The organism is Roseateles sp. (genome assembly GCF_036486225.1).
Taxonomy (GTDB): Bacteria; Pseudomonadota; Gammaproteobacteria; order Burkholderiales; family Burkholderiaceae_C; genus Roseateles.
The window spans coordinates 1-6,960 of sequence record NZ_DASVNZ010000068.1 but is presented as its reverse complement, the minus strand read 5'-3'; the positions used below and the strand labels follow the sequence as shown (position 1 = coordinate 6,960).

Here is a 6,960-nt window from a genome sequence, read left to right as displayed (position 1 = left end):
TTCCACTTCGCGGTGACCTTCGGGGCCAACGCGAAGGACGCGGACGGCGCCTTCCGCGAAGTCAACGGCCTGGGGCCAGAGATGGAGACGGAGACCGTCGTCGAGGGCGGGCAGAACGCCTTCGTGCACCAGCTGCCCAAGGCGGTGAAGCATCCGAAGCTGGTGCTCTCGCGCGGCATCGCGACGATGGAGTCGCGGCTGCTGCTGTGGTGCCAGTCGGTGCTGGAGGGCGGCCTGGCGCAGCCCATCTTCCCCAAGCAGCTGCACGTCTTCCTGCTCGACGAGGAAGGCGGTCCGCTGCGGGTGTGGGCTGTGCAGAACGCGTATCCGGTGAAGTGGTCGGTGGAGGCCTTCCAGGCCACCCGCAACGAGGTCGCCATCGAGCGCATCGAGCTGGCCTACGCCGGATCCAACCGCCTGATGTGACGGGAATCCCATGAGCATCGAAGTCCGACAACTGCTGATCCGTTCGCAGGTGACGCCCGCCCCGGCGCCGCCCGCGCCCGCGATGACGCAGCGCGACCTGCAGCGGCTGCGCGAGCAGCTGCTCGCCGAATGCCGCGCCTGGCTGGCCGACCGGCTGCGCGCGCAGCGGGAGCGCTGAGATGGCCGACGCCGCTGCCGACGCGGGCGCCTCGCCGCAGCTGACCCGGCTGCTGCTGACGCGCTACAACCTCAGCAAGACCGGCACGGTCGAGCTGGACAAGGACGTCACCTTCCAGGCGCAGATCAACCCGTCGGAGTTCAGCCACAGCTTCGGCATCCGCTACGACAAGACCAAGTCGCAGGGCTCGCCCGGCGTGGAGCCCAAGTTCAGCGCCATCGACGACGAACGCGTCAACTTCTCCATCGTGCTGGACAGCACCGGCGTGGTCCCGGCCGTGCCGGGTCAGCCGACCGACGTGAAGGGCCAGCTCGCCCAGCTCAACAAGGTCGTCTACGAATACATCGACCTGCGCACCGAGCCGCCCTACGTGCGGGTGCTGTGGGGCACGCTGATCTTCTTCGGCCGGCTGGAGTCGCTCAAGACGCAGTACACGCTGTTCAAGCCGGGCGGCGATCCGCTGCGCGCGAAGGTGGACATGGCCTTCGTCGGCGCGATGAGCAAGGAGGAGGAACGCCGCGTCACCAGCCGCGCCAGCACCTCCGACCTGACGCGCACGGTGACGATGAAGAAGAACGACTCGCTGGGCGCGTTGTGCGAGCAGATCTACGGGGACTCCTCGTCCTTCATGAAGGTCGCCCGCTACAACGGCCTGACCGACTTCCGCAACATCCCCCCCGGGACGGTGCTGAAGTTTCCACCGGTGGGGAAGTGACATGCCCGGCGTCTCACCGCTCCAGGACACCGTCGGCGTCGTGTCGCTCAGCGTGCTGATCGACGGCGAGCGCCTGCCCGAAAGCGCCGACCTCATGTCGGTGACCGTGCGCCGCGCCGCCAACACCGTGCCCAGCGCGCGGCTGGTGTTCAACGACGGCGACATGCCGGACCGCGAGTTCCCGCTCAGCGACGCGGCCCACTTCAAGCCCGGCGCCGGGTTGACCGTGCAGGCCGGCTACGGCCTGCAGGAGGAAACCATCTTCGAAGGTCTCGTCGTGCGCCACGGCCTGCGGGTCGAGGGCGACAACGATGCGCGCCTGATCGTCGAGTGCCGCGACAAGGCGGTGAAGATGACGATCGGCCGGCGCAACGTGAACTACATCGACCAGCTCGACAGCGACATCATGAGCACGCTGGCCGGCGCGCACGGCCTGTCCGCCGACGTCGAGGCGACCACGATCACGCATCCCGAGCTGGTGCAGCACTTCTGCAGCGACTGGGACTTCCTGCTGACGCGGGCCGATGCCAACGGCATGCTGGTGCTGGTCAACGACGGCGCGCTGGCCGTCGCCGCGCCCAAGGCCGCGGGCGAGGCGGCGCTGTCGGTGACCTACGGCATCGACCTGATCTCGTTCGAGGGCGACGTCGACGCGCGCCACCAGTACGGCAGCGCGATGGCGGTGTCCTGGGATCCGAAGGCGCAGGCCGCGCTCGAAGGCACCGCCGCCGATCCGGCCACGCTGCCGGTGCAGGGCGACCTCGACACCAGCACCTTGTCCGAGGTCATCGGCCTGGCGAGCTTCCGGATGCAGGCCGGCGCGCCGCAGTCGCGCGACATGCTGACGCAGTGGGCCAAGGCCCAGCAGCTCAAGTCCGGCCTGGCGCGGCTGCGCGGCCGGCTGAGCTTCCAGGGCAGCGCCAAGGCCAAGGTCGGCGGGCTGATCGAGCTGCAGGGCGTGGGCAAGCGTTTCAGCGGCTCGGTCTACATCACCGGGCTGCGCCACCACATCGAGGACGGCGCGTGGACGACCGAGGCCGACTTCGGCCTCGATCCCGACTGGTTCAGCGCGCGGCCCGACGTGCCCGCACAACCGGCCGCCGGCCTGCTGCCGCCGGTGTCGGGGCTGCAGGTCGGCGTGGTGATGAAGCTCGATGCCGATCCCGCCGGCGAGCAGCGCATCCAGGTCAAGGTGCCGGTGCTGCAGGCCGAGACCGAAGGCGTCTGGGCGCGACTGCTGCAGTCGCACGCCAGCAGCGGCTTCGGCGCCTTTTTCCTGCCCGAGATCGGCGACGAGGTCGTGCTGGGCTACTTCGCGGGCGACCCCTCGCACCCGGTGATCCTGGGCAGCCTCTACAGCAGCAGCCGCACGCCGCCGTATGCACTGGCCGCGCCCAACGACACCAAGGCCTTCGTCACGCGCTGCAAGCACAAGCTGGAGTTCGACGAGAAGGACAAGGTCATCACCGTCACCACGCCGGGCAACAACCGCATCGTGCTGAGCGACAAGGACAAGTCCATCCTGCTCGAGGACCAGAACGGCAACAAGGTCGAACTCAACCCGTCCGGCATCGCGCTGGACAGCCCCAAGGACATCACCGTCACCGCCAAGGGGCAGATCAAGCTGGACGCGGTCGGCGCCGTCTCGATCACGTCCAAGGCCGACGTCAAGACCACCGGCATGAACGTCAGCAACGAGGCGCAGATGGCCTTCTCCGCCAAGGGCAACGCCGCCGCGGAACTCTCGGCCTCGGGTCAGACCGTGGTCAAGGGCGCGATGGTCATGATCAATTGAGAAAGGACACGCCGTGCCGCCCGCCGCCCGCCTCACCGACCTGCATGTCTGCCCCATGGTCACGCCCGGCCTGCCGCCGATCCCGCACGTCGGCGGCCCGGTCATCGGACCGGGCGTGCCGACGGTGCTGATCGGCTCGCTGCCCGCCGCCGTGCTGGGCGACAACGCGACCTGCGTCGGCCCGCCGGACGCGATCGTCAAGGGCTCCGCGACGGTGATGATCGGCGGCCGTCCGGCGGCGCGCGTCGGCGACACCACCGCGCACGGCGGCAACATCGCGATCGGCCTGCCGACCGTGATGATCGGAGGCTGACATGGACGCCGAACACGACTTCCTCGGCAGCGGCTGGGCCTTCCCGCCGGCCTTCGACCGGCGCACCCGCGGCGGCGTGATGGTGTCGGGCGTGACCGACGTCGAGGAGAGCCTGCGCATCCTGCTGACCACCGCGCCCGGCGAACGCGTCATGCATCCGACCTACGGCTGCGGCCTGCGGCGCATGGTCTTCGAGACCATGAACGACAGCACGCTGACGGAGATCCGCAGCCTGATCCAGCAGGCCATCCTGTTCTTCGAGGCGCGCATCGCGCTCAACGCGATCGATATCGACACCTCCGGGCTGTACGACGGCGTGCTGCGCATCCAGCTCGACTACACGCTGCGCAGCAGCAACAGCCGCTACAACTTCGTGTTCCCGCTGTATCTGCGCGAAGGCGAGCTGCTCCTCGACATGCCGAACGACAGGTCAGGCACTCCGTCGAGCAACGCGGCCGGGAGCAGACCGGGCAGCGACGCCTCGGCCGCCGCGTCAGGAAGGCGGGCCGCATGAGCACCGGCACCGAACAGCGCGAGCGTTTCCCGCAAGCCCTGGCCCCCGGGTACTTCCGCCCGGACGACCTGGACTTCGAGCAGCGCGTCGAGATGACGGCCCAGCTGGCGCGGCATCTGCGCTTCATCGACCTCGACGACCACGACGCCGGCGACTGGAGCACGCTGTTCGCCACCGATCCGACGCTGGTGATGGCGCGCATCGCGGCGGTGGATCCGTGGCCGATGCAGCAGCACTTCGGGCGCGAGGTGGACTCCGCGCCGCTGCCGCACCTGGCGCGCCAGGTGCTCACGCTGGCCGGCTGGCTGGACCTGTGGTGGCGTGCGCTGGCAGGCATCCACGACACCGCGCCGCGCGTGCTGCGCGAGCGCATCCATCTGCTGGTCGACCAGCAGCTGGCGGCGGACCTGCGCTGGGTCGAGCGTCGTTTCCTGCAGGGAGCCGATGCGGCCGCCGGATCGGGCGGAGCCGCCGCGCCGCGTCCGCCAAGCCCGGTGGAGCGCGAGCTCTCGCGCATGTGGCACCGCACGATCAGCGAGGAAGCGAGCGTCAATCCCGCCGCCGAGCGCGAGGACCGCGAGCGGCTGCGCGAGCGCTTCTTCGCCTTCCTCAGCGCGGTGGAGGACGTGCGCGGTCTGGCGCGCGAGCTGCTGCCCGACAGCATCGCCACGGCCAACCATGAGCCCGCGGCGGCGCTGCTGATCGCGTTCCTGAAGGTGTGCGAGACGGCGCAGCGCGAGGTCAACCGCTTCCCCGCCCATCACACCACGTTCTACTACCGCGACTGCCTGGGCTTCGACCTCGCGCCGTCCCGGGCGGACAGCGTCTACCTCGCCTGCCAGCGCGACCTGCGCGCGCCCGGCGACGTGCACCTGCCGCCGGGTACCGCCTTCGACGCGGGCAAGGACGCGGCGGGCCGGCCGGTGCGTTTCGTCAGCGACGGGCCGTTGACGGTCACCGATGCGCGGGTGGAAACGCTGCGCACGCTGCGGCTGGAACGGGACCGGCTGATCGCGCCCGAGCGCGACCTGAACTACGTCACCCGCGCCAAGGTCGCGCAGCCGGTGGCGGACGGCCGCACGGTCTGGCCGCTGTTCGGCGCGGCCGGCGGCGCTGGGGCCGAGGACGCCCGCATCGGGCTGGCGATCGCGTCGCCGCTGCTGTGGCTGCGCGAGGGCGAGCGCGAGATCCGCGTGATCCTGCGCCAGACCTCGTCCGGCGCCGCGCCGGACCTGCGCGGCCTGCGCGACGCGGTGCTGCGGGCCAAGACCGCCGAGGCTTTCCGCGATGCGTTCGGCAATCTGGTGCCGCAGTGGCTGCTGGCCGGTGGCGACGCAAGACCTGCCACCACCGCCCAGGCCCATGCGCAGGGTCATGCGCAGGGTCGTGCCAAGGTCCATGCCGCCGACATCGCCGGCATCGGCACTGCGGCGGCGCCCTCCCCCGCCGACGACATCCGGCAGGACCAGGGCAACCAGGACCTCCGGGACACCGACTGGGTCTCGATGCGCAACGCGGCACACCGGCTGCTCGGCACCGGCCTGCCGGCAATGTTCGACGGCTCGGGTTCGCCCAACCGTGCGCTGATCTTCGACCGCCTGCTGCAGGGCGCCTTCCGCCTGAGCCTGAGCACGGCGACCGGCTGGTGGACCGTGGAGAGCCGCCTCGACCGCGCCGCCGGCGCGGGCCTGTCGCTGCTGATCCGGCTGCGCGCCGACGCGCCCGCCATCACCGGCTGCGATCCCGCCGTGCACGGCGCCGAGTGGCCGACGCGCCTGCCCGTGCTGCGCCTGGAGGTCGCGACGCAGGGGCGGCTCTATCCGTACTCGCTGCTGGCGCGGCTGCCGCTGGCCGAGGTCGACCTGCGCGTGTGCGTGCGCGGCGTGCGCGACGTGCGCCTGGCCAACGGCCTGGGCCGGCTCGATGCGTCCAAGGCCTTCGCGCCCTTCGGCCCGTTGCCGGGCCTGTCGTCCTACCTGGTCGTCGGCTCGCCCGAGGCGGCGCGCAAGACGCTGGACCGGCTGTCGCTGGACATGGAATGGGGCGGCCTGCCGCTGGAGCCCGGGGGCTTCGACACGCACTACGCCGGTTACGACGGCCCCGCCGGCAAGGAGCTGCGCCAGGGACGTTTCACCACCGAGATCGCCTGGCTGCGCGACAGCCAATGGCAGGCCTGCGCGAACCGCTCCGCCTGCCAGCCGCTGTTCGCCGACCCCAACCCGGCCGGCGAGCTGGTCGCGGCGCAGCACATCGAGATCGACCCGGGCTCGGTGCGCAAGCTCAGCCGCGCCACCGACGAGGACTGGTCGACGATGGCCATCCCGCGCAACGGCCTGTGCCGGCTGCAGCTCAGCGGTCCGCGCGCGGCCTTCGGTCATGCGGCCTATCCGATCGAGCTGGCCGCCACCGTGGCCGCCAACGCCCGCACCAAGCGCCCGAGCCCGCTGCCGAATCCGCCCTACACGCCGGTGATCGAGCGCCTCTCGCTGAACTACGAGGCCGCCAGCGTCATCGCGCTGGACCGCGACGACGACCCGCCCGAGGGGGTCGACGGCGAGCGGCTGTTCCACCTCCATCCCTTCGGCCTGCAGACGCTGTATTCGGCGGTGTCGGGCGGCGGGCACGACCTGCTGCCGCGCCTGGGCGCCGACGGCAACCTCTACATCGGGCTGGCCTCCAACGATCCCGGCGGTGTGCTGACGCTGCTGTTCCAGCTGCGCGAATCGTCGGCGCGCAGCCTGCTCAACGGCAACCGTCCCCGCAGCGTCCAGTGGGCCACGCTGGCCAACGACGAATGGCGCACGCTGGCGCCCTCGCGCGTGCTGGGCGACACGACGCACGGCTGCCTGACATCCGGCATCGTGACGTTGGACCTGCCGCGCGACATGAGCACCGACCACACCGTGATGCCGGCCGGGCTGTACTGGCTGCGGCTGTCGGCGCGCGAAGCCTTCGACACCTTCGCGGGCCTGGTGTCGGTGCGCACGCAAGGGCTGCGGCTGCGGCGCCAGATGCCGGA

7 protein-coding genes are annotated in these 6,960 nt (G+C 70.9%); all 7 read left to right on the top strand.

The window, feature by feature from the left end; all coding sequences use genetic code 11:
- Positions 1–426 (top strand): phage tail protein (locus tag VF536_RS05210; RefSeq protein ID WP_331613744.1); only part of this gene is annotated, 426 nt, incomplete at its 5' end.
- Positions 427–436: 10 nt separating this feature from the next.
- Positions 437–604 (top strand): DUF5908 family protein, encoded by a 168-nt coding sequence (locus VF536_RS05205; protein WP_331613743.1) that lies wholly within the window; start codon positions 437–439, stop codon positions 602–604.
- A 1-nt stretch (position 605) separates the two neighbouring features.
- Entirely contained in the window at positions 606–1,319 is a 714-nt protein-coding gene (locus VF536_RS05200) for a peptidoglycan-binding protein (RefSeq protein WP_331613742.1), read from the top strand.
- A 1-nt stretch (position 1,320) separates the two neighbouring features.
- Positions 1,321–3,114: a type VI secretion system tip protein VgrG gene (gene vgrG / locus VF536_RS05195; protein WP_331613741.1), complete on the top strand. Its 1,794-nt coding sequence runs from the start codon at positions 1,321–1,323 to the stop codon at positions 3,112–3,114.
- Positions 3,115–3,127: 13 nt separating this feature from the next.
- Entirely contained in the window at positions 3,128–3,427 is a 300-nt protein-coding gene (locus VF536_RS05190; RefSeq protein WP_331613740.1) for a PAAR domain-containing protein, read from the top strand.
- A 1-nt stretch (position 3,428) separates the two neighbouring features.
- Positions 3,429–3,941, top strand: a complete 513-nt coding sequence (locus VF536_RS05185) for a GPW/gp25 family protein (RefSeq protein WP_331613739.1) — start codon at positions 3,429–3,431, stop codon at positions 3,939–3,941.
- Positions 3,938–6,960 (top strand): hypothetical protein (locus tag VF536_RS05180; RefSeq protein ID WP_331613738.1); only part of this gene is annotated, 3,023 nt, incomplete at its 3' end. The genes VF536_RS05185 and VF536_RS05180, both read left to right, overlap by 4 nt.

Coding starts and splice junctions, on each gene's coding strand:
- VF536_RS05205 (WP_331613743.1), top strand. CDS start 437: ATGAGCATCGAAGTCCGACAACTGCTGATCCGTTCGCAGGTGACGCCC.
- VF536_RS05200 (WP_331613742.1), top strand. CDS start 606: ATGGCCGACGCCGCTGCCGACGCGGGCGCCTCGCCGCAGCTGACCCGG.
- vgrG (WP_331613741.1), top strand. CDS start 1,321: ATGCCCGGCGTCTCACCGCTCCAGGACACCGTCGGCGTCGTGTCGCTC.
- VF536_RS05185 (WP_331613739.1), top strand. CDS start 3,429: ATGGACGCCGAACACGACTTCCTCGGCAGCGGCTGGGCCTTCCCGCCG.